Raw genomic sequence first — 24,634 nt, 5'->3', positions numbered from 1 at the left:
ATCATCATCGCATTAGAACAGACGGAAGCGTTTTTTCCGCTCGCCCGGTTTGGCACCAGGCTTTGGTCCCGGATCATCCGGGCGCTGGCTTGTCGGGTCGAATTTCGGACCCGGATCATCGGGCGCCTGCTTCATCGGAAACTCGACGTCTTTGGGCTTGCTGGCAGCAACACCCTCCTCTGACGGTGTTTCCGCTTTCGCAGCGTCTGCCACCTCTTCCCCGGCATCCACCTCGCTGTCAACGTCAATGGCAGTTGCAGCAGCGTCATCATCCACTGGTTCGGCTACCGGAACATCGTCTTCCACCGGTTCAGCGACAGGGATGTCTGCCTCTTCCTTGGCATCAGCAACAGGCGCCTCAACGGCGGCTTCAGCAGGGGTTTCAAGATCCTTTGACATATCTTCGCTGTTCGGGATCAGCACCAGATCATCCTCATTTGGCCCCTCTTGCGAGGCCAGATCGGCACTTTCCAGAACCGGACGGTTCATATCGGCCAGTTCATTGACCGGAACCTTCCATTCAAAGGCGTCGAGTTTGCCGGTCACCGGTGAGGTTGGTTGCCAGCGATCGCTAACCTGACCATCAGCTGTCCAGACCGGATCCGGATGGGCACCGACCGCACGCGCCAACCACTGACGCAGCAGACCGAAGTCATTCTTGTCGCCTTCTTCCAGCTCGGCCATCATCATGCACAGGCGTGGCGTCAGATGGGAGTCGACCAGCGGCGCCAACAGGCTGCGCGCTTCAGCCCATTCCCGGGCATTGATACAGGCGCGCGCCATGGCAATCTTTGATTCGGTGTGGTCCGGCATCAAGGCATAGAGCGAGCGAACCCGCTTCAAACGCTCAAGTGCCGTGTCCCCGGTCTTGATCGTCGCATAGGCTTCAGCGAGATCAGGATGCGGTTCGACCCGCCACGCGGTCTCAATGACCTTGGAGGCCTTGCGATAGTCTTTGAGTTCATTGAGCACACCGGCTGCCTTGGCTGCGGCTGGGACAAGACCAGGAGCCAACTTGCAGGCTTCGAGCAGCAAACCACGCATGGCGTCTGCTGAATTGGGCTGCTCTTCCAGCTCCATAGCCTGCGCGGTCAGGATGACGGCACGGCGGCGACGGAACTGCTCCTTGGTGACATGTTTGTTGGCCTGATTCTGACTGAGGGTCAGCAAAGCGCCCTTCCAGTCTGCGGCAGCTGTCTGGATGTCGAACAGAGCCGTTCCGGCCCAACCCGGTGTTTTCTTGCCATCGCCCGTTGCGGCTTTGGCCATGGTGAAGGCTTCTTCCGCATCGCCGCGGCGCTGCGCTTCGATGTAAAGACCACGGCGACCAAGAGGACGGGTTTCATCCTGCTCAAGCATCGCTTCAAAGCTTTGACGCGCCTTGGTGGCATCCCCTGCCAGCTGCGCCGTCTGGGCTTCCAGCATCAGGGTCATCGGATCTGAACCGATCAGTTTGCGGGCTTTCAGGGCTTGCTTGCGCGCCAGAGCCAAATCCCCGACACCAACAGCAACCATACCGGTAGACAGGGCCTTGTAGCCCTTGTCACGCCGCCGCCCGGTGAAGAAACCGGAAATCGACTGTGGAATGCGGATCATGCCGATGAAAACCATCCAGACGATGATTGCCACGATCACCAAAGCCACCAGCATCAGGAAACCGGTCAGCAGTGAGACACCGATTTCGGTATCCAGCCACGGCCATTCAACAATGATCTGACCCGGCCGATCGGCCAACCATGCGCCACCGAATGCAATGCCCAGCAGGATCGCAAAAAAGATGAGTGCCTTAATCATAACTATTCAATCCCCACCTTAACTGTCATTCTTGTTGGCGAGATCGCCAAAGTCCGAGCGAATGGTTTCCATGGCGGCATCCACCGCGCTGCGGGCTTTCAGCCCCTCGATCCATGCAGCGCCCGCCTTGGCATCACGCGCAGCCTCTGGCAAAGCCTCCCATTCAGCGGCAGCCTTCTCAAGGTCACCCTTCTTGACATGGAACTCGATCACCCCGAGCAGGCTTGTCAGGCTCTCGCCTTTCTTCTCACCGCTGAGCGAACGGACCTTGACCAGATTTTGCGCATTGAGCAGGAACTTGTCGAGCAAGGTTCCCGCCCCGGCATCTTCGGCTTCTTTCAGAACATGGTCGTAAACCGCATCAAAATCAGCCGCCAGTTTCGCTTTGGTTGGCGCGCCGTTGTCTGCATGCCCAGCCAGAACTTCGATCGCCGGGGTGCTACCGACAATATCGGTGAAGGTTGCCAGAGCCAGCTGATAATCGGCCCCGGAAGCAACTGCATTCTCAAGGCCAGCCAGCGCAATGGTGCGTGCGGAGCTTTGCATCTGCTCTGAGACATTGTTGTCTTCAAGCGTCGTTACGCGCCCCACCAAATCCTGCGCCTGGGCGGAGACCTTGTCACCAAACTTGCTCAGATCGACCACCACGTCATTGATCCGGCGATCGGTGTTGGACAGGATCGCCTCCTTGGCGGCCCCGAGATCTTCTTCCAGCTTGGCGATGGTTTCAGCGGCCTTTTCCTCGATCCGTGCGGCCTGCGCCTTGGTCACGACTTCCAGTTCGGCAATCTGTTTCTTGGCCTCGACAAACTGGGCATGCAGGCCTTCCAGCCCGGCTATGCGCTGCGTCAGCCCGCCTTGACTGTCTGTCAGGGCGGCGGCCTGTGTCGTCACTTCTTCCAGTTTCGAGGTCAACTCTTCCAGCTTGGCAGTCAGACCGGCCAGAGCATAATTGATCGGTGCGAGATCAACCCTAGGAGCGGCCTCCCCGTCGGTCGCTTCACCTTCCGCCGGAAGCGGAGCGGTTGCCAGCGACAGGGTTTTGCTGACCTCGCCAATTTCGGCTTCCAAGGCAGCAATGCGCTGATCAAGCGGGCCCAGATCGACATTGGCCTGTTCGGCAACCGTATCTTTCAAGGCCTGAAGGTCGCCAGTCAGGCTTTGCAATTGTGCTTCGGCCTGTTTTGCCGCTTGCGAAGTCGGCATCGGAATCATGCCCTGCTGCAGTCCGAAATAGCACAAAGCCACAACAGCCACACCGCCAAGCAAGCCACCGATCAGCCCACCACCAAAACCGCCGCCCTGTTTGGGCTGGGCTGCAGGCGTTGCAGCGGGCGCGTCCGGGCTGGCTTTTGGCATTTTGGGAACCGAGGAGCTGGACTTTTCAGCCTTCTCATCCTTCACAGACGCATCCTTTGGCGTATCATCTGATGTTTCGCTTGGCTTGGCGTCTGCCTTGTCTTCAGCTTTGGCATCAGGCGCGGTCTCCGCCTTTTCATCCGTGGCTGCATCTGGCTTGGCCTTGTCGACCTCTTCGCTGCTGGACGCCTCTGGAGAGGCCTGTGCAGCGACTTTTTCATCGGCTTTCGCGTCGGTCTTTTCGGGAGAGGGGTTGTCTGCCGCTTTGGACGGCGCATCCGCTGCCGGCTTGTCCGTCACATCTTCGGCGGTCAGATCGATGGTTTTGGCTGCCTTACCAGCGGCCTGAGTCCTGTTTCTGGGTTTGCGAGCTGTCATACCATTCCTCAATTCCCGTCGCGCGGGGTCGGTCACATCTCAAGAGCGGTGCCATCATAGGCCGATGGCCGTCCACTTTGTATACGTAGTTCCAAGCAAGTCGCCTTCAAAGCCGAGCAGACGATCGGCAGCGACATGCACAGCGGGTCGTGGGGCAACCCATCCCTTCGTCAAATTCTCCATGCCGGAGAATAATCATGACAGGGCTGTATCACTATTAGATTAAATAGTTACGGCCCTTTTCCAGACTTGCAAGCAGAGACTTCTCATTCGGTGCGTCCGCCACGACCAAAGGATAGCCCGCCTCTTTAATTAACGTAGCGATAGCCGGTGAAAGGCAATAAAATGTTAACCCGCCAAGCTGCGCTTCCAGCCCTTGTTCACTGGCGATGGAAAGGAACAATTGGCTCGATCTTTGCGAGTATAACAACACCCCATCGATCCCACCCTTGCGGATCGCAGTCAAAGCATCTTCAGGCAAGGTGGGGCTCGCCACCATGTCATAGCTTTCCACCTGTTCAACTCTCAGCCCCGCAGTCTCAAGAGCGGCCTTCAGCGATCCGGTCCGGTGGCGACCGGTCAAATAGAGGACGGGACCACCCGCGGGGTTCAGACGGGACACAAGCGCCGGTGTCAGCACTGCCAGATCTGGCGCACACATCTCGATTGTCTCAAAGCCCAGATCATGCGCCAGACTTTCGGTCTTCGCGCCAACACAATAAAGGGGCCTGAGGCGCAATTGGGCAATCTGGGCAGGCTCAAGCATCCTCAAGCCATTGCGTGAGGTCACCACCACCGCCTGCCACGCTTGTTCGGACAGACAGAATTGCAGCCCCTGCGCCTCCATCACGGGGGCCGACACAGGCTCGATCCCCAGAGCCCGCAACGCCTTGCAAGTCTGATCCTGATCCAGAGCCGGTCGTGTGACCAAAATCCGCAAAGACAATGTCCCCCAAATCGCTCGAACGTGACGCGTTGCTTCAGTGGCTGGCAGCCAGCACCGCCTCGAAAAAGGCCGTCCCGGCAAGTGCACGCAGTTTTTCGGCAGCCCTTAGACCAACAGCTTCCGCTTCATCAACCGATCCGTCTTCGGCAATGTCATAATATTCGCTGCCATCGGGCAGCAAGACGAGGCCTTCAAAGCTCAGCGCATCGCCGGAAATCCGGGCCAAACCGGCAATCGGCGTGCGGCAGGAGCCATCCAGCGCGCCCAAAAATGCCCGCTCACAGGCAAGCGCCCGCTCGGTATCGACATCATGGATGGCCGCAAGCAGCCCCAGAATGCGTGCGTCGCCGATTCGCGTCTCAATGCCAATCGCCCCCTGCCCTACGGCAGGCAGGAAATCATCGGTCTCGATTGCCGAGGTAATGATTTCCGATTGTCCAAGCCGGTGAAGACCTGCACAGGCCAGCAAGGTGGCATCAGCAACGCCACGATCCAGCTTTTCAAGCCGGGTCTGCACATTGCCGCGATACATCACGACCTGCAGATCTGGTCGCACCTTCTTGACCATTGCCTGACGCCGCAGGGACGACGTGCCGACAACCGCCCCTTCGGGCATCTCGGCCAGCGTTTGATACTTACGGGAAATGAAGGCATCGCGCACATCTTCACGCGGCAGGTAAGTTGACAACTCAAGACCATCCGGCAGCACGGTCGGCATATCCTTGGAGGAATGCACCGCCAGATCAATGCTGCCATCCAGCAGCGCTTCTTCGATTTCCTTGGTGAACAGCCCCTTGCCACCAGCTTCCGACAGTGGGCGGTCCTGAATCATGTCGCCCGTCGTCTTGATGACCACGATCTCAAAATCTTCCTCGCTCAGCCCATGGGCATCCATCAAACGCCGCTTGGTTTCATGCGCCTGAGCCAGAGCGAGCAAGCTGCCGCGCGTGCCGATTTTGATAGTGCTGGATGCCATTGAATGTGCCTTTTTTTCCCTTGGTCCCGGATCGATCCCTTTGATCCGCCGGGACATCTCCCCGCGTCTTGCCAACCACAGAGGACTCTTTGGCCAATCCATAGAGACTCTGCGGCAGGTCCGCTTTGAAATTGATCAATTCAACATCCCGAAAAGAAAAGGGATGCCAAGCGTTCGGCTTTGCTCTACAAGTCAAGCCAACCGGCCAAAGACACTATCAGGCAGTTCAGGCAAATCACTTTGCCCAGACCTTGCTCAGAAAAGAATCTTTGAAAACAGGCTGAACCATAAAGGCAACCAAGCAACACGCGCAATGATCGTTTTAGGCATAGAAACAAGTTGTGACGAAACCGCGGCGGCGGTGGTTCGGCGCTTCGAGGACAAACCCGGCACAACTGCCAACCCCTCCCGACAAGAAAACAGGAGTGGTCAGGGCGAAATCCTGTCCAATGTTGTCCTCAGCCAGATCGAAGATCATGCCATTTATGGTGGCGTTGTTCCCGAAATCGCCGCCCGTGCCCATGTCGAAAGCCTCGACGGCATCATCCGCAAGGCTTTGGCCGATGCGGGCCTGACCTTTGCCGATCTTGACGGAGTGGCCGCCACCTCCGGCCCCGGCCTGATCGGCGGTGTGCTGATCGGCCTGATGAGTGCCAAGGCCATTGCCGCCGCCCACAATTTGCCACTGATCGCGGTCAATCACCTCGAAGGCCATGCCTTGACCGCCCGCCTGACCAACAATGCCCCCTTTCCTCATTTGCTTTTGCTGGTCTCCGGCGGTCACAGCCAGATCCTGCTGGTCAAGGGCGTTGGCGAGTATGAACGTTGGGGCACCACCATTGACGACGCGCTTGGCGAAGCCTTTGACAAGACCGCCAAGCTGCTCGGCCTACCTTATCCCGGTGGCCCGGAAGTGGAAAAGGCCGCCAAACTGGGCGATGCGAAACGCTTTGCCCTGCCCCGCTCGATGAAAGGTCGTGAGGGATATGATTTTTCCTTCTCGGGCCTTAAAAGCGCCGTCCGTCGGGAAGCCGAGAAAATCGCCCCCCTGTCAGATCAGGATGTCGCCGATCTCTGCGCCTCTTTTCAGGCTGCGATATGCGATATTCTCAAGGATCGGATTGGCAAGGCGCTCGCCACCTTCCGTGAGCGTTTCCCCGACAGTGCCAAGCCGCAATTGATCGTCGCCGGTGGGGTCGCAGCCAATCAGGCCATCCGCGCCACCCTTGATGCGGTCCTCAGCCAGCAACAGGCCGAACTGGTCGCCCCACCAATCAGCCTTTGCACCGACAATGGCGCGATGATCGCTTGGGCCGGGGCCGAACGGCTGGCGCTTGGCCTCACCGACCCGCTCGACAGCCCGGCCCGGCCTCGCTGGCCTCTCGACAACAAGGCGGCGGCAAAAATCGGCAAAGGCCGCAAGGGAGCCAAGGCATGAGCGTGCAATCCAGTTCCATCAAACCATTTGACCGCATCGCCGTGCTGGGTGCCGGCGCCTGGGGTACTGCTCTGGCGCTGAACGCAGCGCGGGCCGGGCGCGATGTGGTGCTCTGGGGCCGCAACGCAGACAATCTCGAAAGCATCGCCCACAAGCGGCAACTGCCCGCCTATTTGCCCGACATCACCTTCGATCATCCGCTGGAGACCACCACCGATTTGACCGAAGCCGCCGATGCGGACTGCATTCTGATGGTCACCCCGGCCCAGACCACCCATGCCATTGCCGACGCCATCGGCTTTTATGTCAAGAAGGGCACGCCCGTCATTCTCGCCGCCAAGGGCTTAGAGAAAGGCACCCAGCGGATGATGACCGAAGTGCTGGGAGACTATTTGCCTCAGGCCCAACCCGCAATCCTCTCCGGCCCGTCCTTTGCCGCCGATGTGGCCCGTGGCCTGCCAACGGCTGTGACCATCGCCGCCCCCACAAGCCTGTTGGCCGAACGCATTTGCGCCAGCCTTTCCAACAAAAGCTTCCGCCCTTATGCCAGCACCGACCTGATCGGGGTGCAGCTGGGTGGAGCCCTGAAAAATGTGCTGGCCATTGCCTGTGGCATCGTTGTCGGCAAGCAACTGGGGGCCAGCGCCCATGCTGCCTTGATGACCCGTGGCTTTGCCGAAATGCAGCGGCTCGCCATCAAGCTTGGGGCCCGCCCGGACACCCTGATGGGCCTCAGCGGCTTCGGCGATGTTGCCCTGTCCTGTTCCAGCCCTCAGAGCCGCAATTTCTCCTTTGGCCATGCCCTTGGCGAAGGCCGCGATCTGGCTGACCTGATGGGTCCGGGGGCGAAATTGTCCGAAGGCGCCTATACCGCGAGCGTCGCCTGCGAACTGGCCCGCCAGCATGGGGTGGAAATGCCCATTGCCGAAGCGGTCGCCGATGTGCTCGAACGCAAGAGCAGCATCGACGAAGCGGTCACCCAATTGATGACCCGCCCCTTGCGGCGGGAAAGCGATCAGCCCTGATTTTCGACACCCTTTTATTGGAGGAGATGACAATGCACTTTTATGTTACCTGCACCGACAAAGACGGCGCGCTGGAAACCCGTATGGCCAACCGTGAAGCCCATCTGGCCTTCGTGGCGGAAAATACCGACACCATCAAGATCGGTGGACCTTTCCTTTCCGAAGAGGGTGCCATGCTCGGCTCGATGCTGATTTGCGAAGCCGACGACAAAGAGAGCCTTGAAGCCTTTCTTGCCAACGACCCCTATGCCAAAGCCGGACTGTTTGCCTCCGTTGAGATTCGCCCATGGAAATGGGTCATCGGCGCACCGGCTTGATTGAACACGAACCAACGGAGAATCCCATGGCTTATTGGCTGTTCAAATCCGAACCCAACACCTGGAGCTGGGACCAGCAGGTCGCAAAAGGCGAAGAAGGCGAGCAATGGGACGGTGTGCGCAATTATCAGGCCCGCAACAATATGCGTGCCATGAAGCTCGGCGATCGCGGTTTCTTCTATCACTCGATCAATGAGAAACGCATTGTTGGCGTGGTTGAAGTCTGCGCTGAAAGCCACCCCGACAGCACCGATGACACCGGCAAATGGGAATGCGTTGACATCAAGGCTGTTGCCCCGGTCAAGACCCCGATCACCTTGGAAGATTGCAAGGCGCATCCAGAGCTGAGCAAGATGATACTGGTCAACAATTCCCGCCTGTCCGTCCAGCCCGTGTCTGATGAGGAATGGAACCTCATCTGCGAAATGGCTGGCGTCGACGCCTGATCCGAACGCAACCCAGTGCCTGACACCAAACAAACGGGAATCGCGGACAAAGCGGCCTTCATTCGGGGCCATACCGCGATCCTGCCAGTTCCCCTGACGCCCGACATCGTGCTACACCTTGCCGATGACGACACGCCTCTTTGGCGTATGAGCGAGGAAGAGCTCAACGCTCTCGGTCTACCCTCCCCATTCTGGGCTTTTGCATGGGCGGGTGGACAAGCTTTGGCACGCTTCTGTCTTGATCATTCAGACTTGCTTTCGAACAAAACCGTGCTTGATTTTGCCTCGGGCTCCGGCCTCATCGCAATCGCAGCCATCCAGGCAGGGGCAAAATCAGCTTTGGCCACCGACATTGACCCCTTTGCAATCGAAGCCATCAGACTCAATGCTGCGCTGAATGGTTTGACTAGCGATCAGATCACACCCAGCATCGAAGATTGCCTGTCGTCGGATGGCACAGCGAAACTGCTCGCCTCTCCGCCAGACATCATGCTTGCTGGCGATGTCTTTTATGATGCAGAGATGAGCAGATTGGTCGTCGATCTGATGAAAAAGCTCCATGCGTGTGGCACGGTCATATATGTCGGCGACCCTACCCGGTCCTATCTGCCCAAGAATTGCCTTGTTGAACGCAAGGCCTATTCCATCCCCCGCAGCCGGGCGCTGGAAGATGCCGAGATCCGATCCACCAAGGTCTGGCAATTCAGGCCATGAAAAAACCCTGTCACCAGAGCGACAGGGCTTGATTGCTTCAGGCCATCAATCGAGCTTATTGCACCTTGGTATGCTCTTCGTGGATGCCAATCGATACACGGACACTGGCAGAGCTCGACAAATGGGAAATCTGCGCGATCTTGCCTTGCTGGCTCGGGCTTGGATTGTTCCATTGCAATTCCAGCCAGTTGCGCTCGTCACCGATTTTGATCAGGTCCTCGATCATCGCCTTGGTGACGCCTTTGTCACGGGCCGTGTAATCGACATACAGAATGTCGATATGGCCGACACGCTTGCCCGAAATGGTTTCCGGCAGATCGAAAAAGGTTGCAAAAGCACTCAGTTCGCCATCAACATAGGCACCCAGAACTTCTGCTGTGCGATCATTCAACAGCGTTTCAGCATAGAAAATATCGGGCTGACGCGGTGCTCCACGTTTGCGCTCCTGCGCATGGGCTGCGATCAGCGGAGCCAGATTGGGGGCGGTGTCCTGGTCCAGAATCTTGATCTCAATCTTGCTCATGATGTCTCCCGTTCCGGTCTCAAAAACTAAATATCAGCATGGGTCCGAAACAGCCGCCCAAATTGGCGCCCGCTTGAAAGCGGTCCCACACAGACCCTCATGGTAGTTTGCAACGAGAAATTAACAATCCATTGCTGCCACCCGTCCCCACAAATCCCACAGAATCAAGTCGTCCGGAGCGCATCGCTTGCAGGAAACCCGGCCTCAGATTCGTGTTTCTCCATAAGGGATGACGAGCGCAACAAAAAAGGCAAGGCCCTGACGGCCTTGCCTGATCTCGTTATCAGTCAAGCTCGCGCACATCGATGAAGCGACCAGCCACTGCAGCAGCAGCAGCCATGGCTGGCGATACCAGATGCGTACGGCCCTTGAAACCCTGACGGCCTTCAAAGTTGCGGTTCGAGGTGGACGCGCAACGCTCCCCCGGTGCCAGCTTGTCCGCATTCATGGCAAGACACATGGAGCAACCCGGCTCGCGCCATTCAGCGCCCGCTTCAACAAAGATCTTGTCCAGACCTTCCTCTTCGGCCTGAGCCTTCACCAGACCGGACCCCGGCACAACCATCGCATGGATGCCATCCTTGATCTTGCGGCCCTTCAGCACGTCGGCTGCGGCGCGCAGATCTTCGATGCGGCCATTGGTACAAGAGCCAATAAAGATGCGATCAATCGCGATATCGGTCATCTTGGTGTTTGGCTCAAGACCCATATAATTGAGTGCACGCTGTACCGCCGCACGACGGCCTTCGTCTTCGATCTTGTCCGGATCAGGGGTGGCACCATCGATGGTCACCACATTTTCAGGGCTGGTACCCCAGGAGACAATTGGCGGCAGGGAAGCGGCATCAAGCGTAACAACCGTGTCGAAATGCGCCCCTTCGTCGGTATAAAGCGTTTTCCACCAGGCAACCGCCTTGTCCCAGTCTGCGCCTTTCGGTGCCTTCGGGCGGCCGTTGATATAGGCAAAGGTTTTCTCGTCCGGAGCAATCAAGCCAGCACGAGCCCCGCCTTCAATCGCCATGTTGCAGACAGTCATCCGGCCTTCCATCGACAGGTCGCGGATGGCTTCACCACAAAATTCGATCACATGGCCAGTGCCGCCAGCGGTACCGATCTTGCCGATGATGGCCAGAACGATGTCTTTGGCGGTCACACCCTCACCGAGCTTGCCATTGACTTCGACCTTCATGTTCTTGGCTTTTTTCTGCACCAGCGTCTGGGTCGCCAGCACATGCTCCACTTCGGAGGTGCCGATGCCGTGAGCCAGAGAGCCAAAGGCACCATGGGTCGAGGTGTGGGAGTCGCCACACACGATGGTCATGCCAGGCAGGGTGAAGCCCTGCTCGGGACCCACGATGTGCACCACGCCCTGACGGTTATCAAGCTCATCGTAATATTCGATGTCGAACTCAGCGGCATTGTTGGCCAGCGTTTCCACCTGCAACCTGGATTCAGGATCATCGATGCCCTTGGTGCGATCAGTGGTTGGCACATTGTGGTCAACAACAGCCAGCGTGCGCTGGGGAGCCCGTACCTTGCGATCCGCCATGCGCAGCCCTTCAAAGGCCTGCGGAGACGTCACTTCATGGACAAGGTGCCGATCAATATAAAGCAGGCAAGTGCCGTCTTCTTGCTGATCAGCGACATGGGCATCCCAGATTTTGTCATAAAGGGTCTTCGGTGCAGACATGCTTGTTACGAGTCCTTTTCTCGATCAACCCGCATCCGGTTTGCATAAGCGGCGGGAGGCAAGTTGATCCCTTGATTGGAGAGCCTTTCCTCGGCGAGGCGCGAGACAAAGGCCCGGTCAGTCATCACGGTTTGAACCGGCCATGCAAGTGCGGCACAAAACTGCCCCCTTGGCCGGTCGCCCGGCAGACTTGGCGCCATACAAGATAGCGCAAAATCCAGGGCAAAACAGGTTGGCTCTGTATTGCGACAATTTCAGGGTGATCGTCAAGCAATATTGCGAAAATAAAACAGATTGAGGCGACAGAAAATGCCACCAATCAACCCCGGCACAGCATTCAGGAAAGACACCCGTCGCTCAGATCCAACCCATCTGCCACAAAAACCAGCCACACCGCACATTCAACCAACAAAAAAAGCCCGACGGAGATCCATCGGGCCTTTGATCTTTTCGAAGGAAGCGAGGCTTACTCGGCTTCTTTCTCCGCAGCGCGAGCAGCTTTGACAGCAGCGCGCTCTTCAGCAGCCTTGGCTTTGGTCACATCGTTCAGGCGACGCGCACGCACGTTGGTTGCCTCGGCGATACGAGCAGACTTACCACGGCGCTCACGCAGATAGTAGAGTTTCGCACGGCGAACCTTACCACGACGAACGACTTCGAGGCTGTCAATCATTGGGCTGTAAACTGGGAATACACGCTCAACGCCTTCACCGTAAGAGATTTTGCGAACGGTGAAGTTTTCGTTCAGGCCACCGCCGGAACGAGCAATGCACAGGCCTTCATAAGCCTGAACACGGGTGCGGGTACCCTCGGTCACACGCACGTTCACGCGCACGGTGTCACCTGGAGAGAATTCTGGGATTTCGCGCTTTGCAGCGACTTCGGCCATTTGCTCTTGTTCGAGCTGCTCAATGATGTTCATGATCTTCACTCTTGTTGTATAACCACGACCAGAGCGTCCAATGCAGTCCCGTCAGGCTCATTGCTGCCCGACTGCCACAAGGGCCGGTTCGCCGTACTTGTTGGAAATCAGATTGGGGGTCTTTACCCCATGTCACGCCATTTGTCACCCCAAAAAGTGAGTCAAACCGCGGCTTTTTCTGCCTTTTCTCCCCTTCAAGACCGCGCCTTGGAAAGTCGCAGCCAACAAAAAGGAAAACACTGCATCAATCGCCCCGGCATGATGGAATATCCCAACCATGCCGGGTCTATTGCTATCAACGCGTCAGGCAGTGGCTGCTGGACGTGCAGAGCCGGATCGGCGACGGCGACCATTGCCGGATTTTGCCCCGCCATTGAAGTCGCGCCCTGCCCCTTGCTTGCCTGAAGCGCCCATCCGTGCGCCATTGGATCGGGACCCACTGGCTCCGGCAGGCTTGTCACCAAAGCGTTTGCGCTTCTGTCCATTTGTTGGACGCGCAGCCTTGCCTTCCTGGGCCGAAGCGCCAGAAGAAGCCGACGCTTCCATTGGGGACCATTGCCGGTCGGCGGATTTTGCCTGACCATTGGCCTTGCCGCGGCTATTGACTTTGGGCTTGCCATCCCGTCGGCCATCCCGCCGGCCATCAGCCTGACGCCGGGCCTGACTGTCGGCCTGATTGTCATTCTGGGCACTGGCGCCGCGCCGTTTGCGCGGATTGCTTTTGCGGCGATCGTCCTGCGGCGCGTCCGACAGGATTGCTTCCATCGGCGAGAAGCCTTCCAGATCCATTTCGCTGTCATCGGTCGGCAGGTTATTGCCGATCAGCCTTTCAATGCCGCGCAGCAATTTCACTTCCGACGGCTCACACAAAGACACCGCCGTCCCCGTCCGACCAGCACGCGCCGTCCGACCAATGCGGTGGACATAGGCTTCCGGCACTTCCGGCAACTCGAAATTCACCACATGCGAGACATCATCGATATCAATGCCGCGAGCGGCAATGTCGGTCGCCACCATGATCGAGGTTTCCCCCGACTTGAAGCTCTGCAACGCTTTCACCCGCTGGCTCTGGCTTTTGTTGCCATGAATGGCAGCGGCCATCAGCCCGGCTTTCTGCAAATGCTGACTGACCCGGTCGGCCCCGCGCTTGGTGCGGGTAAAGACAATCGCCCGATCCACTTCAGCGCCTTTCAGGATCGCCGTCAGGGCGTGTCGTTTGGCATCACGATGGACATGGCGCACACTTTGCTCGATCCGCTCAATCGGCCGAGACACTGTCGCAACGGCAATTTCAGTCGGATTGCGCTGGAAATCCTTGGCCAAGATCCGGATCGGCTTGGGCATGGTTGCCGACATCAAAGAGGTCTGCCGTTCTTTCGGCAAATGCTTCATGATGCGACGAATGTCGGGAATGAAGCCCAAATCAAGCATATGATCGGCCTCATCGAGCACCACCATCTTGGTGCGGCCAAGGGTCAGATGGCCATTATTGATGTGATCAAGCAACCGTCCCGGGGTGGCCACGACGATATGGCTACCACTTGCCAGCTTGCGAATTTGCGGTGATGGCTTGACGCCACCGACAACGATGGTCACCGACACCCGCATATTGCGGCTATATTTGCGAATATTCTCGGCAATCTGTGCCACCAGCTCGCGCGTTGGAGCAAGGATCAGGGCTTCGCAGGCTTTCGGCGTTGGTCTACGATCATTGCGCGCCAACTTGTCAAGGATCGGCAGAACGAAGGACGCGGTCTTGCCGGTTCCGGTCTGGGCAATGCCCAGAATGTCCGCACCGGTCATTGCCACTGGAATGGCTTCGATCTGGATCGGGGTTGGCTGCGCATAGCCCTCTGTTTCAAGGGCATGCAGGATTGGCTCGGCGAGGCCGAGATCAGAAAAATTGGTCAAGGAATACTTCCATTGGCCATTGCTTGATCGCGCAAAAGTGCGGCGAGCAATGGCATAAATTTGTTCATTTGGGGGAAGCTTGCGCAGAAAAGCTGCCTGTGGGGTCTGCCCCGCGATGGGGGTCGTCCCGGCGACAATCTCTTATGGATTGTCAGCAAGATATCCCGCTCCGCTGATGGAAAGTCCATCGTCTACGCCCGAGCAGGAACCCGCTATGTATAGCACAGACTGTGACAATGCAAGGGCAAGTATGAAATTACCCTCACGATCAGGCGTGATCAGGAAGCAATCAGAAGGGATGGTAAAGACCGCAAAAAGAAGAGTTGACCTACTCCTCCGCCTCCCAAGCCTCATACAGATCGGGCCGTCTTTCCTTGGTCAGGGCGACGGCTTGCTCATGACGCCACTGAGCGATTTTGCCATGATGGCCAGAGGCGAGAATCTCAGGGATTTCATGGCCTTCCCAGATCGTCGGGCGGGTATAATGCGGATATTCCAGCAAGCCGCTTTCAAAGCTTTCATCCTCGCCGCTCGCCACCTTGCCCATCACGCCGGGCAACAGCCGCACCACCGCATCCATCAGCACCATGGCGCCCAGCTCACCGCCCGACAGGATATAATCACCAATGGAAATTTCTTCCAAATTGCGGCCATCAATCACCCGCTGATCGACCCCTTCAAACCGACCGCAAAGCAAAATTGCCCCACCCGCCTCTTTCAGCGACCGGACTTTTTCCTGTGTCAGCGACTTACCGCGTGGCGAGAGAAGAATGCGTGGCCGCATGTCCCCTTCCCCGGTAGCGGCATCAATCGCCCGCCCCACCACATCGGGCCGCAGCACCATGCCAGCGCCACCGCCCGCAGGGGTGTCGTCAACATTGCGATGCTTGCCTTCGGCAAAATCACGAATATGCAGAATATCAAGAGACCAGAGACCATTTTCCAGCGCCCGGCCAGCCAGCGAGGTGCCAAGCGGTCCGGGGAACATGTCGGGATAAAGGGTGAGAATGGTCGCCCGCCATGGCGCTTCATTCAGCCCCTCATTGTTGGTCTCGTCCGACATCCGTCCGTCCCCGTTTCAATCGGTATCTTTCAGGCCATCAAGCAACTCTGGCGACTGGGAAAAATCAAACCCTTCACCCTCTTGCGCCTGCTCGCTTCGATCTGCGTCATCAAGCCAGCCTTCAGGCGGCACAACGGTGACAAAACCGCCTGCCACATCCACATGCGGCACCACGGCCATGGTGAAAGGCAGATAGAAGCCCTTGCCCTTTTTCGGCGCGATATCAAGCAGATCGCCCGCGCCAAAATCAGGAATCCCGACAATCGAGCCGAGCACTGTACCATCTTCAAGCCGCACGTCCAGACCGAGCAGATCGGAATGATAAAATTCTTCTTCATCGAGTTCGGGCAATTGATCCCGGTCGATATAAAGCTTCACGCCATTGAGCGCTTCGGCTTCGTTGCGGTCCCGCAGCCCTTTGATCCGGCAAACATAAACCGTCTTGGACAGGCGCGCGCTCTCGATCACGAACTGGCGCGACCCATTCGCGTTCGACAGCGCGCCATAGTGGGTCAGCGCTGCCGGGTCATCGGAGAACAGCTTGATCCGCACATCCCCACGCACCCCATGGGCTGCGCCGATCTGGGCGAGACAGACCTTGCCTTCCGGCTCGGCTGCCTGTTTGGGCATGGATTTGGACATGGGCAGGTTCCTCAAGGCAATAAAAAAGGGAGTCCGGCTGATATCCGGACTCCCTCATCAGGCGAAGATTACTCAGCGCTTGCTTCGGCTTCAGCGACAGCAGCAGCAGCTTCTTCTTCTTTCATGCGCTTCTCTTCCAGACGCTCTTTGGCTTTGGCACCTGGTTCAGCTTTGTTCGGATTGTTGCGTGCAGGACGCTTGGCAACACCGGCAGCATCGAGGAAACGCAGAACGCGATCGGTAGGCTGTGCGCCTTTAGAGATCCAGTACTGGATGCGCTCAATGTCAAGATTGACGCGCTCTTCGGAATCTTTCGGCAGCAGTGGGTTGTAAGAGCCTACTTTTTCGATGAAGCGACCGTCACGTGGGGAACGGACGTCAGCGATAACGACACGATAGTAAGGACGTTTCTTGGAGCCACCGCGGGCCAGACGAATTTTAAGAGCCATGGATTTTCCTTTCCAAATACGGCAATTTCTTTGTGTCTTCAGATCAGCTTCTTCTGGCCTGCATATTTCGATGCGCCGGCCCCTGATCTTTATTCAATGTCGAACCAACCCTCTTTGTTGGATCAGCGTTTCTTTTTCCGCTTGCCGGGCATGCCACCCAGACCGGGAAGTTTTGGCCCGCCCAGACCGGGCATACCACCCAATCCGCCGGGCAGACCACCCGGCAGGCCGCCGGACAATCCCTTGGTCAAATCCCCCATATCGGGCATTTGACCAGATTTCTGCATGGCCTCCAGTTCAGCCGGATCGATATTCGGCATACCGCCACCGAGCAGACCGCCAAGGCCACCTTTCTTCTTGCCAACCATCTTCATCATGTCCGCCATCTGGCGATGCATTTTCAGAAGTTTGTTGATTTCAGAGACTTGCACCCCGGCCCCGCCTGCCACGCGCTTCTTGCGGCTGGCATTGAGCAATTTCGGGTTGCGGCGCTCGGCGCGGGTCATCGAATTGATGATCGCCACCTGACGCTTGATAATGGAATCATCGAGATTGGCCGCAGCCATTTGTTTCTTGATCTTGCCGATACCCGGCATCATGCCCATGATGCCGCCAAGGCCGCCAAGCTTGGCCATCTGGCCCAGCTGGTCTTTCAGATCTTCCAGATCAAACTTGCCCTTGCGCAGTTTTTCCGCAGCAGCAGCAGCCTTCTCCGCATCAATCGTTTCCGCCGCTTTCTCAACCAGCGAAACGATGTCGCCCATGCCAAGAATACGGCCAGCGATACGCTCTGGATGGAATTCTTCCAGCGCATCGGCCTTCTCGCCCATGCCCATCAGCTTGATCGGCTTGCCGGTCACAGCCCGCATCGACAAAGCCGCACCACCGCGACCATCCCCGTCCACACGGGTCAGAACGATACCGGTGACATCCATCCGTTCGTCAAAGCTCTTGGCGACATTGACCGCATCCTGACCGGTCAGACTGTCGGCAACCAGCAGGATTTCGTGCGGGTTGGTGACCTTCTTGATGTCGGCCATTTCCAGCATCAAGGGCTCGTCCACATGGGTCCGGCCTGCAGTGTCGAGCATCACCACGTCAAAGCCACCCAGCCGGGCTGCATTCATGGCGCGCTCGGCAATCTGGGTCGGGCTTTGGCCAGCGACAATCGGCAGTGTCTCGATGCCATTCTGCTCACCCAGCACCCGCAGCTGCTCCTGCGCTGCAGGACGGCGGGTATCGAGTGAGGCCATCAAGACTTTCTTGCGCTCGCGATTTTGCAGGCGCAGGGAAATTTTCGCCGTCGAGGTGGTTTTACCCGAGCCCTGCAGACCAACCATCATGATCGCCACAGGCGCAGGGGCATTCAGATCGATGGTCTTGGTATCCGCGCCGAGCATCTCGACCATCTGGTCATGGACCAGCTTGATCACCATCTGCGCCGGGCTGACCGATTTGATCACCTCGACACCGACCGCCTTTTCCTTCACCTGCTCGGTGAAGCTACGCACCACATCCAGAGCAACGTCCGCCTCGATCAGAGCGCGTCGCACTTCACGCAGCGCAGAATTGACATCAGCTTCACTCAGCGCACCGCGTTTGGAGAGCTTGTCAAAAATGCCGCTTAGGCGATCTGATAGAGATTCAAACATTCATTGCTCCTTCGAGTTTTCTCAACCTGCCGATGGGTCAAATTTGGGCCTTTTCCTGCCTCGCGCCAAGTGCTTTCAAAGAAGAAAAACAACGGGCCATAGCAAAAAGCATCCGAGGGCGCATCGCGCTGTCGGATGTGGACTTCCCGGTTCTCTTTATACCATTGCGGGACCGGGTCAGTGGCTCAAATTGTCATATCGGCAATTGAGAATGGGGCGCTTCTACGCGCAAATGACTCAAAGGTCAACCGCTTTGAAGCCCATAGGCCACAAAAAACGCCCAATTTCAGCCAAAAAGGCCAGCCAAGTCTGCCACTGAAGCAACAAGTCGCCCAGCGCCCGCCTGTTCCAACTCCTCAACGCTGCCATAGCCCCAGGTCACGCCGATGGTCGCGATGTCGTTGGCCGACGCCCCGATCATATCAAATTTGCGATCTCCAATCATCACCGCATCTGCCGCCGCAACGCCCGTGACCGCCAGCCCATGGGCCAGCAACTCGGCTTTGTTGCTCAGGCTGCCGTCCAGCTCGGACCCGAAAGCATGTTGGAAATGCTGCGCCAGATTGAAATGTGTCAGGATCCGATCGGCAAAGACCTTCACCTTCGACGTTGCCAGACATAGTTGATAGCCCCGCCGATTCAAATCAGCCAACAAGTCCGGGATGCCCTCATAAACCACATGCTCATACAGACCAAGTTCGCCATAGCGTTGCCGGTAGGCGGCAAGCGCCTCATCCACCCGGTCCGGCCCGACAAGGGTTGCAAAGCTATCATGCAAGGGTGGCCCGATGCACCAGTGCAGATCCTCAGGCACATCCTTGATGCCGAGGGTGTCGAAGGCATGATGCAGGCAATTGATGATTCCCTCTGCCGGATCAATCAATGTACCGTCTAGATCAAAGAACAAGGTCGTCACGAGCGTCTCCCGGAAAGTGTCTTGCCTTTCATAGACAAGTCTGCGTTTGCTGGAAAGAGCCACATCACTGCCAAACAGGAATAGCATCTATGCCAATTGACGTCTGGATCGCCTTCATCCTCGCCAGTTCTGCCTTGTTGATCATTCCCGGCCCGACCGTCATTCTGGTGATCTCCTATGCCTTGGGTGGGGGGCGCAAGACCGCGTGGTCGACAATTCCCGGTGTCTTGATGGGTGATCTGTTCACCATGACCGCATCCTTGCTCGGTGCCGGAGCGATCCTTGCTACCTCCGCCCTGCTCTTCACCATTCTCAAATGGATCGGCGCGGCCTATCTGCTGTGGCTCGGCATCAAGATGTGGCGCAATGCAGGTGGCCGCATCGAACTGGGCGACGGCCAGTCCGAAACCAGCCGGAGCAAGATGTTTTGGAGTGCCTTCACTGTCACCGCGCTCAATCCCAAAGGTATCATCTTCTTCGTCGCCTTCGTGCCGCAATTTGTTGACCCGACAGCCCCGGCCCTGATGCAATTTGCTTTGTTGGAAGCCACTTTTCTTGGCTGTGTTGCCGTCATCGTCACCAGTTGGGCCCTGCTTGCAGGCAGTTTCAGCCAGACCCTGTCGAACCCCCGCTTCATCAAACGCACCCATCAGGCGGGCGCGTCCTTTCTGATTGGCGCAGGTCTGATGACCGCGACCCTCAGCCGGACCAGCTAGCCCTCGGGGCGACAAGCTGCGCTGGCATACTGGCAAAATGACGAAATCGCATCCCGATCCAACATTTCGGCACAGGCCTCCCTCTATCTTTTTGATTCAAAGCGGGTAATCTAGCCGCCAACGAAAAAAGACAGCGCCTGAAGCAAATCTGAAGCAAAATAGCGGGCGCGCCTGCCGACCAGATGGAGACCAACCATGTCCGAACCCAAAGCCCATATCTGGCTGCGCGACGAAGATCGCAGCACCGAGCGCCGCACGGCTCTGACCCCGAAAAATGCAAAAATCCTGCACGATGCTGGCTTCCAAGTCACCGTCGAGGCCAGTGACAAACGCGCCTTTGCCGATGCTGACTATGAAGCGGCAGGCTGCGCCATCGCGGCCCCGCGCTCCTGGGTCGATGCCCCCAAGGACACGGTCATTTTGGGCCTCAAAGAACTGGCCGAAACCCCTGCCGAGCTGCCACATCGGATGATCCATTTCGCCCATATTTATAAGGACCAGACCGGTTGGGAAGGTGAGATGGCCCGCTTCACCAAGGGCGACGGCCTGCTTTATGACATCGAGTTCCTCGTTGGCGACGATGGCCGCCGGGTTGCCGCCTTTGGTTATTGGGCCGGTTGGATGGGCGCCGCCCTCGGGGCGCACCGTCTGCTCGAACGCCGCGCCGGGCGCGACGAAATCCTCCATGGTGTCAGCCCTTATGAAAGTCAGGATGTGATCATCGAGAAATTGCGCGCTTTGGCCACCGAAGGGGACGGCGATATGCCGACCGCCATTGTTATCGGTGCCAAGGGACGCTCCGGCACGGGCGCTTGTGAATGCCTTGAAGCGGTCGGCTTCTCGGTGACCAAATGGGACATTGAGGAAACCCGTCTGCTCGATCGCCAGACGCTTCTGTCTCATGACCTGATGGTCAATTGCGTGCTGATGTTCGGCCCCGGCCTGTTGCTGGCCAACAAGAGCCACCTGTCAGACGCCAATTGCACTATGAAAGTCATCGCCGACGTCTCCTGCGATCCTTTCTCTGATTTCAACCCACTGCCCATTTATGACGCGCCGACCAGTTGGACCGAACCGGTGATCGAAGTGGCGAAAAATGGCGCCGGCGATGCGGTGGAAGTCACGTCCATTGACAATCTGCCTTCGCTCCTGCCAGCCCAGGCCGCCGAGGAATTCTCAGATCAGTTCATCACTTCGCTGCTGCGCTTTGATCAGGGCCCGGAATGGAAGAATGCGGCAAACAAGTTTGACGAAGTCCGCGAAAAAGCCGGTCTGTAACCCCTTCACTGAGTGATGGCACTCCAAAGGCTCGCCGAGAAATACAATCCGGCGGGCCTTTTTTGCAGAATCGATCCAAATCCGGATCTCCTGCGAACAAATCAGAAGAGGGCCTTGACCATTTGCTCGGCTGCCCGCGACAATTGGCATCAGAGTGCGACAAAGGCTTTCAACCCGTGGCAGGTTGGCTATATTCATAATAGTGCAAATTATCTGCCATAAGAGTCAGCTGCCCTTTCCGCAGTCAGTGGCCCTGATCACGGAAAGTTTATTGATGAGACCGTGCAATGCATCAAAAAGCCGAAATGATGCTGATACGATCGTCACACTTCAAATTTTTATAATTCGAACCATTGAATGACCAACGATCAAGAGGACCAAACTATGCGCACACTTGCTCTTGCAGCCGTCGCTGCTTCCCTCCTTGCTGTTCCTGCCCTCGCCAACGACAAAGCCATCGAAGCCCGTCAGGGGCATTTCAAACTGCTTGGGGCCAATATGGGCGCACTCGCAGCCATGGCCAAGGGCGAAGTCGAGTATGATGCCAAAAAGGCGCAAACCCACGCCGACAATCTGTTCCATCTGTCCAAGACCAACATCGGTTTCCTCTTTGTACCGGGTACGGATTCCTCCGCAATGTCCGGCAAAACCCGCTCCAAGAAGGAAATTTGGGACAATTTCCCAGAATTTGGCGAGAAAGCGGGCGCTCTGGCGGGAGCCGTTGCCATGTTGCAAACCGAAGCTGGCAAGGGCCGCGCCGAGCTTGGCAAGGCTCTGGGTCAAACCGGCGGCACCTGCAAAGCCTGCCACGACAGCTTCCGCGAGAAATAGAATTTTTCATTCAATCCAGAGACCGGGCATCCGTCCCGGTCTTTATCATTCTCGTCTCCTATCAGCCATATTCTGACATCAGAGAAACAGCATGAGCGACAAGCATTCAAACACGGAAGTCCCGAGCAACGTTGAGCATGTCAAAATCTGGGACCCGGCCCTGCGGCTCTTTCATTGGGCCCTTGTCATCGCGGTGGCAACTGCATGGGGACTGGGGGAATTTGGCCCGGATGTCATGACCCTGCATTTCTATGCCGGATATGCAGTCTGCGGCCTGTTGGCCTTCCGCCTGATTTGGGGATTTGTTGGCCCAAAAACGGCCCGGTTCAGTCATTTCATTTATGGCCCGAACGCGGTCATAAGGTATCTGTCCACCATAGCCCGGCGTGAACCGAGCTACTGGCCGGGGCACAATCCACTCGGCGCATTCGCCGCGTTCGCGCTTCTGGCCATTCTGATCGCCCAGGCAGTAACCGGTCTGGTTTCCGATCCTGATGACTATGTCAATGTCGGCCCGCTTGCCAGCTATGTCGGCTATGATATGTCGGTGCTAGCCAATCGACTGCATCATATTTTATCAAAGGCCGTGATGATCATCGTGGTCCTTCATGTTGCCGCGATCCTCTTTTACAAGATCTGGAAACGCGAAAATCTGGTCACCCCAATGATCACGGGCTGGAAGCTGGTCAAGAAGCGCCTGACGTCCTGACCCCGTCATTTGTCAGAATGACACCATGGCTGCACCATGTATGGGACCGGGCAATCCTTTCAGATCTGCCTGAAGCAACACCGCGCAGCCATCAAATCCATGCTCCTGCAATTCCGCCAGAGGCAACTCGACGGCAATCGAATCCCCATGCCACATACCAATCGGCCGCATCCCGGACACCACATTATGATAGGTTACGGTCCGACCCCGGTTTTCTCCCCGCTTGATCGCCACCGAAACCGACTTTTTGAATGGAACGAGATAAAGCGTGCTATTGCGCACCCGTTTGTCAACGCTGTTTGATCCTGCCACCGAAATCTTGAGGGCATCGCGCGAGGTTTCGGTTTTGATAATAACGGACAAAGCCTTTGCACCACGCGCCAGACCGCGCTCCACTTCCCCACGGCGGGATCCGACCACATGGGTGCGCCCATTGATCACCATTTGGGGGGTATAGATGCGGCGATCCCCGCGCACCCGGGCATAATTCTGCTGACGAACCGTATGAGCTTTGCGGGCATTTTCATCCTTCCAGCCAAGATAGTCCCAGTAATCGACAGCCTGCGTCAGGGCAATCACATTTGGATTGGCCGACAATTCACCCAACAGCTTGTCCGCTGGCGGACAGGACGAGCAGCCCTGCGAGGTAAATAACTCCACCACGACGGGGCTATCCCCCGTGGCAGCAACGCCCGGCACAGCCGAAGCGAGTCCGACACCCAGAGCAACAGCAGCAGGAACAAGGCGCATCAATGCGCGTCGAGAAAGCATCATCGTGACCACCCGGCTTTGAAGAAGTTCGGCACCATGCCATATTCAGAAAATGAGATCATGCTGAAAGGTAAGGCGAAGTGCCTTTCAAGTGCCAATCACATTCGGTTGAAGCTTTTTCACATGCAATAAACCAAACAAGATTTAATAGTCAATTTCCCTGATCTTCTGATACAACCCGAACGGAGCCGTCAGTTCAGGAATCAAGGCTGGGAGAAGACAATGCCGTTGGATGAAGTCAATTGGATCGCCGTGTTGCTGTCAGCACTGGCCGGGTATGCCATCGGTGCTATCTGGTACATGCTGCTGGCCAAACCATGGATGACGGCGGCAGGCCTGACTCCCGAAACCATTAAGGGTGCGGACGGCAAGCAAAGCCCACTGCCTTTCATCATCGCCGCCTTGGCCAATATCGTCATAGCGACCATGCTGTTTGGCATTCTGGTCCATGTCGGCGACCCGACCCCGCGGCGCGGAATGATGTCGGCAATTTTCATCTGGATCGGATTTGTCGCCACGACCCTCACCGTCAATTATGCCTATCAGAAAAAGCCCTTCCGCCTCACTCTGATAGATGGCGGCCACTGGCTGGTCAATCTCGCTGCTCAGGGCGCGATTCTCGGCTGGTTTGGCTGACAAAAGGGCAACCGGTTCAGATGGTGCTGAGCAGAATGCTCGTTTCGCTGTTCAGCACCCCTTCAATCAGCCGCACCTCACGCAGCACCCGATCAAAATCGGAGAGAGACGCGGCCTGAATTTCCGCCACCAGATCCCACGAGCCATTGGTGGTATGCAGGGTTTGAAGCTCCGGCATGCCGCGCAGACGCTTGATCACCTGCGAAGTGGATTTTCCCACCACCTCGATCATCATCACCGCCCGGATACCATCAAGCTCATAATCTTCGCGCACCCTCACCGTAAAGCCGATCACCGCACCGGATTCCTGCAATCGGTCGAGGCGATTCTGCACTGTTCCGCGCGACACTTTGAGAATATCGGCGAGCTTGGATAATGGCGCCCGCCCGTCATGGCGCAAAAGCGAAATCAACTCCTTGTCCAGTTGATCATAAACATGCTTCGCTGAGTGTGTTGTCATGTCCCTTCGCGCCCCAAATTTATCATTTTGCATAAAAACATCTGACGAAATTATCAAAAGTCTGTCGATTAT

Annotated in this window: 25 protein-coding genes; 10 read left to right on the top strand and 15 right to left on the bottom strand. The window is 57.1% G+C overall.

Annotated elements, in window-relative coordinates:
- Positions 1–12: 12 nt before the first annotated feature.
- The 4 genes from DSD30_RS03900 to hemC all read right to left on the bottom strand — a co-directional run bounded on the left by DSD30_RS03900 (position 13) and on the right by hemC (position 5,453).
- Positions 13–1,794, bottom strand: coding sequence for a heme biosynthesis protein HemY (locus DSD30_RS03900; RefSeq protein ID WP_114008244.1), 1,782 nt, complete (start codon positions 1,792–1,794; stop codon positions 13–15).
- Positions 1,795–1,812: 18 nt separating this feature from the next.
- Complete coding sequence (locus tag DSD30_RS03895; protein WP_114008243.1) at positions 1,813–3,531, bottom strand: COG4223 family protein; 1,719 nt, start codon at positions 3,529–3,531, stop codon at positions 1,813–1,815.
- A gap of 217 nt (positions 3,532–3,748) precedes the next feature.
- Positions 3,749–4,471, bottom strand: a complete 723-nt coding sequence (locus DSD30_RS03890) for a uroporphyrinogen-III synthase (RefSeq protein ID WP_157967552.1) — start codon at positions 4,469–4,471, stop codon at positions 3,749–3,751.
- Positions 4,472–4,511: 40 nt separating this feature from the next.
- A complete protein-coding gene (gene hemC, locus DSD30_RS03885) occupies positions 4,512–5,453 on the bottom strand; it encodes a hydroxymethylbilane synthase (protein ID WP_114008626.1) in 942 nt (313 codons plus the stop codon).
- Positions 5,454–5,766: 313 nt separating this feature from the next.
- Here hemC and tsaD point away from each other — a divergent pair, with 313 nt between their 5' ends.
- From tsaD to DSD30_RS03860, 5 genes are read left to right on the top strand one after another with little or no spacing between them, the layout of a single operon-like run.
- A complete protein-coding gene (gene tsaD / locus DSD30_RS03880; protein ID WP_114008241.1) occupies positions 5,767–6,891 on the top strand; it encodes a tRNA (adenosine(37)-N6)-threonylcarbamoyltransferase complex transferase subunit TsaD in 1,125 nt (374 codons plus the stop codon).
- A gap of 17 nt (positions 6,892–6,908) precedes the next feature.
- The gene (locus DSD30_RS03875) at positions 6,909–7,916 is read left to right on the top strand and encodes an NAD(P)H-dependent glycerol-3-phosphate dehydrogenase (RefSeq protein WP_198662836.1); all 1,008 of its coding nucleotides are present in this window, start codon (positions 6,909–6,911) and stop codon (positions 7,914–7,916) included.
- Positions 7,917–7,948: 32 nt separating this feature from the next.
- Positions 7,949–8,233, top strand: a complete 285-nt coding sequence (locus tag DSD30_RS03870; protein ID WP_114008239.1) for a YciI family protein — start codon at positions 7,949–7,951, stop codon at positions 8,231–8,233.
- Positions 8,234–8,259: 26 nt separating this feature from the next.
- The gene (locus DSD30_RS03865; RefSeq protein WP_114008625.1) at positions 8,260–8,679 is read left to right on the top strand and encodes an EVE domain-containing protein; all 420 of its coding nucleotides are present in this window, start codon (positions 8,260–8,262) and stop codon (positions 8,677–8,679) included.
- Between the two features lie 15 nt (positions 8,680–8,694).
- Positions 8,695–9,393 (top strand): class I SAM-dependent methyltransferase, encoded by a 699-nt coding sequence (locus DSD30_RS03860; RefSeq protein ID WP_245418346.1) that lies wholly within the window; start codon positions 8,695–8,697, stop codon positions 9,391–9,393.
- A 55-nt stretch (positions 9,394–9,448) separates the two neighbouring features.
- On the opposite strand, the gene DSD30_RS03855 is transcribed toward DSD30_RS03860, so the two are convergent.
- The 9 genes from DSD30_RS03855 to DSD30_RS03815 form a co-directional block, all read right to left on the bottom strand.
- Positions 9,449–9,916 (bottom strand): GNAT family N-acetyltransferase, encoded by a 468-nt coding sequence (locus tag DSD30_RS03855; protein ID WP_114008238.1) that lies wholly within the window; start codon positions 9,914–9,916, stop codon positions 9,449–9,451.
- A 283-nt stretch (positions 9,917–10,199) separates the two neighbouring features.
- Entirely contained in the window at positions 10,200–11,606 is a 1,407-nt protein-coding gene (gene leuC / locus DSD30_RS03850; protein WP_114008237.1) for a 3-isopropylmalate dehydratase large subunit, read from the bottom strand.
- A gap of 466 nt (positions 11,607–12,072) precedes the next feature.
- Positions 12,073–12,528 carry a 50S ribosomal protein L19 gene (gene rplS, locus DSD30_RS03845; protein ID WP_114008236.1) on the bottom strand — a complete coding sequence of 152 codons (456 nt, stop codon included), beginning with the start codon at positions 12,526–12,528 and terminating at the stop codon, positions 12,073–12,075.
- Positions 12,529–12,831: 303 nt separating this feature from the next.
- Positions 12,832–14,439, bottom strand: coding sequence for a DEAD/DEAH box helicase (locus tag DSD30_RS03840; protein WP_114008235.1), 1,608 nt, complete (start codon positions 14,437–14,439; stop codon positions 12,832–12,834).
- Between the two features lie 328 nt (positions 14,440–14,767).
- The gene (trmD, locus tag DSD30_RS03835; RefSeq protein WP_114008234.1) at positions 14,768–15,502 is read right to left on the bottom strand and encodes a tRNA (guanosine(37)-N1)-methyltransferase TrmD; all 735 of its coding nucleotides are present in this window, start codon (positions 15,500–15,502) and stop codon (positions 14,768–14,770) included.
- 15 nt (positions 15,503–15,517) lie between these two features.
- Entirely contained in the window at positions 15,518–16,144 is a 627-nt protein-coding gene (gene rimM, locus DSD30_RS03830) for a ribosome maturation factor RimM (RefSeq protein ID WP_245418345.1), read from the bottom strand.
- 68 nt (positions 16,145–16,212) lie between these two features.
- The gene (rpsP, locus tag DSD30_RS03825; RefSeq protein WP_114008233.1) at positions 16,213–16,593 is read right to left on the bottom strand and encodes a 30S ribosomal protein S16; all 381 of its coding nucleotides are present in this window, start codon (positions 16,591–16,593) and stop codon (positions 16,213–16,215) included.
- A 122-nt stretch (positions 16,594–16,715) separates the two neighbouring features.
- Complete coding sequence (ffh, locus tag DSD30_RS03820; protein WP_114008232.1) at positions 16,716–18,245, bottom strand: signal recognition particle protein; 1,530 nt, start codon at positions 18,243–18,245, stop codon at positions 16,716–16,718.
- Between the two features lie 286 nt (positions 18,246–18,531).
- The gene (locus DSD30_RS03815; RefSeq protein WP_245418344.1) at positions 18,532–19,161 is read right to left on the bottom strand and encodes an HAD hydrolase-like protein; all 630 of its coding nucleotides are present in this window, start codon (positions 19,159–19,161) and stop codon (positions 18,532–18,534) included.
- Between the two features lie 89 nt (positions 19,162–19,250).
- On the opposite strand from DSD30_RS03815, the gene DSD30_RS03810 reads away from it, so the two are divergent.
- The 4 genes from DSD30_RS03810 to DSD30_RS03795 all read left to right on the top strand — a co-directional run bounded on the left by DSD30_RS03810 (position 19,251) and on the right by DSD30_RS03795 (position 22,695).
- A complete protein-coding gene (locus DSD30_RS03810; RefSeq protein WP_114008230.1) occupies positions 19,251–19,877 on the top strand; it encodes a LysE family translocator in 627 nt (208 codons plus the stop codon).
- Between the two features lie 195 nt (positions 19,878–20,072).
- On the top strand, positions 20,073–21,155 hold the full coding sequence (locus DSD30_RS03805; protein ID WP_114008229.1) for a saccharopine dehydrogenase: 1,083 nt from the start codon (positions 20,073–20,075) through the stop codon (positions 21,153–21,155).
- 384 nt (positions 21,156–21,539) lie between these two features.
- Positions 21,540–21,986: a c-type cytochrome gene (locus DSD30_RS03800; protein ID WP_157967551.1), complete on the top strand. Its 447-nt coding sequence runs from the start codon at positions 21,540–21,542 to the stop codon at positions 21,984–21,986.
- Between the two features lie 91 nt (positions 21,987–22,077).
- Positions 22,078–22,695, top strand: a complete 618-nt coding sequence (locus DSD30_RS03795) for a cytochrome b/b6 domain-containing protein (RefSeq protein ID WP_114008227.1) — start codon at positions 22,078–22,080, stop codon at positions 22,693–22,695.
- A gap of 12 nt (positions 22,696–22,707) precedes the next feature.
- Here the strand turns inward: DSD30_RS03795 and DSD30_RS03790 are convergent, their stop codons facing one another.
- Positions 22,708–23,469, bottom strand: coding sequence for a DUF1223 domain-containing protein (locus tag DSD30_RS03790; RefSeq protein WP_245418343.1), 762 nt, complete (start codon positions 23,467–23,469; stop codon positions 22,708–22,710).
- Positions 23,470–23,688: 219 nt separating this feature from the next.
- Between DSD30_RS03790 and DSD30_RS03785 the strand changes: the two genes are divergently transcribed.
- On the top strand, positions 23,689–24,102 hold the full coding sequence (locus tag DSD30_RS03785; protein ID WP_114008226.1) for a DUF1761 domain-containing protein: 414 nt from the start codon (positions 23,689–23,691) through the stop codon (positions 24,100–24,102).
- A gap of 16 nt (positions 24,103–24,118) precedes the next feature.
- On the opposite strand, the gene DSD30_RS03780 is transcribed toward DSD30_RS03785, so the two are convergent.
- A complete protein-coding gene (locus DSD30_RS03780; protein ID WP_114008225.1) occupies positions 24,119–24,562 on the bottom strand; it encodes an Lrp/AsnC family transcriptional regulator in 444 nt (147 codons plus the stop codon).
- Positions 24,563–24,634: the final 72 nt, after the last annotated feature.

This window comes from Cohaesibacter intestini (genome assembly GCF_003324485.1).
Taxonomy (GTDB): domain Bacteria; phylum Pseudomonadota; class Alphaproteobacteria; order Rhizobiales; family Cohaesibacteraceae; genus Cohaesibacter; species Cohaesibacter intestini.
This window is presented reverse-complemented; position numbering and strand designations above follow the sequence as displayed.

What these genes read in the sequence shown, in the direction of transcription:
- DSD30_RS03785 (WP_114008226.1), top strand. Translation starts at nt 23,689, where the DNA reads ATGCCGTTGGATGAAGTCAATTGGATCGCCGTGTTGCTGTCAGCACTG.
- hemC (WP_114008626.1), bottom strand. Translation starts at nt 5,453, where the DNA reads ATGGCATCCAGCACTATCAAAATCGGCACGCGCGGCAGCTTGCTCGCT.
- leuC (WP_114008237.1), bottom strand. Translation starts at nt 11,606, where the DNA reads ATGTCTGCACCGAAGACCCTTTATGACAAAATCTGGGATGCCCATGTC.
- rimM (WP_245418345.1), bottom strand. Translation starts at nt 16,144, where the DNA reads ATGTCCAAATCCATGCCCAAACAGGCAGCCGAGCCGGAAGGCAAGGTC.
- DSD30_RS03780 (WP_114008225.1), bottom strand. Translation starts at nt 24,562, where the DNA reads ATGACAACACACTCAGCGAAGCATGTTTATGATCAACTGGACAAGGAG.
- trmD (WP_114008234.1), bottom strand. Translation starts at nt 15,502, where the DNA reads ATGTCGGACGAGACCAACAATGAGGGGCTGAATGAAGCGCCATGGCGG.
- DSD30_RS03800 (WP_157967551.1), top strand. Translation starts at nt 21,540, where the DNA reads ATGCGCACACTTGCTCTTGCAGCCGTCGCTGCTTCCCTCCTTGCTGTT.
- DSD30_RS03795 (WP_114008227.1), top strand. Translation starts at nt 22,078, where the DNA reads ATGAGCGACAAGCATTCAAACACGGAAGTCCCGAGCAACGTTGAGCAT.
- DSD30_RS03855 (WP_114008238.1), bottom strand. Translation starts at nt 9,916, where the DNA reads ATGAGCAAGATTGAGATCAAGATTCTGGACCAGGACACCGCCCCCAAT.
- DSD30_RS03790 (WP_245418343.1), bottom strand. Translation starts at nt 23,469, where the DNA reads ATGATGCTTTCTCGACGCGCATTGATGCGCCTTGTTCCTGCTGCTGTT.
- DSD30_RS03805 (WP_114008229.1), top strand. Translation starts at nt 20,073, where the DNA reads ATGTCCGAACCCAAAGCCCATATCTGGCTGCGCGACGAAGATCGCAGC.
- DSD30_RS03810 (WP_114008230.1), top strand. Translation starts at nt 19,251, where the DNA reads ATGCCAATTGACGTCTGGATCGCCTTCATCCTCGCCAGTTCTGCCTTG.
- tsaD (WP_114008241.1), top strand. Translation starts at nt 5,767, where the DNA reads ATGATCGTTTTAGGCATAGAAACAAGTTGTGACGAAACCGCGGCGGCG.
- DSD30_RS03865 (WP_114008625.1), top strand. Translation starts at nt 8,260, where the DNA reads ATGGCTTATTGGCTGTTCAAATCCGAACCCAACACCTGGAGCTGGGAC.
- ffh (WP_114008232.1), bottom strand. Translation starts at nt 18,245, where the DNA reads ATGTTTGAATCTCTATCAGATCGCCTAAGCGGCATTTTTGACAAGCTC.
- DSD30_RS03870 (WP_114008239.1), top strand. Translation starts at nt 7,949, where the DNA reads ATGCACTTTTATGTTACCTGCACCGACAAAGACGGCGCGCTGGAAACC.
- DSD30_RS03895 (WP_114008243.1), bottom strand. Translation starts at nt 3,531, where the DNA reads ATGACAGCTCGCAAACCCAGAAACAGGACTCAGGCCGCTGGTAAGGCA.
- rplS (WP_114008236.1), bottom strand. Translation starts at nt 12,528, where the DNA reads ATGAACATCATTGAGCAGCTCGAACAAGAGCAAATGGCCGAAGTCGCT.
- rpsP (WP_114008233.1), bottom strand. Translation starts at nt 16,593, where the DNA reads ATGGCTCTTAAAATTCGTCTGGCCCGCGGTGGCTCCAAGAAACGTCCT.
- DSD30_RS03900 (WP_114008244.1), bottom strand. Translation starts at nt 1,794, where the DNA reads ATGATTAAGGCACTCATCTTTTTTGCGATCCTGCTGGGCATTGCATTC.